Annotated in this window: 1 pseudogene; it reads left to right on the plus strand. The window is 49.2% G+C overall.

The window, feature by feature from the left end:
- Window positions 1-124 precede the first annotated feature (124 nt).
- Window positions 125-364 (plus strand): annotated as a pseudogene (locus tag OSCIL6407_RS36045) (hypothetical protein); the annotation flags it as partial.

Raw genomic sequence — 364 nt, forward strand, 5'->3', positions numbered from 1 at the left:
AGCGAGTTTGGCAATATCGTTTTGTAGAGGCTGGTGAGAACTCTAGCAGACCCGAAAACCTAGGGAGTGAGCTTTACCCTCTAGTCTGTCAAAAATTAGGCTGAAAAAATACGCCTCTGCGAAAATGGCTGAATCACCCTCTCCTCTTGATGTGGAGGTTGTCACAGCTCCCCCCATAAATATACAAAATACAGCCGAAGCTGTGACAGAGAATCAGACTCACCCTGTAGAAAAAGTTTGGGGCGTGGCTTGTGAAGTTGCGGAGGTGGCCCGTGAAGTTGCGGAGGTGGCGTTATGGGTCGCTGAGGGGATGGTGGAGTCAGCAAAAACCTGTCTACATCACATTCTCAACCGATACGGATAC

The organism is Kamptonema formosum PCC 6407 (genome assembly GCF_000332155.1).
GTDB classification, from domain to species: Bacteria; Cyanobacteriota; Cyanobacteriia; order Cyanobacteriales; family Microcoleaceae; genus Kamptonema; species Kamptonema formosum.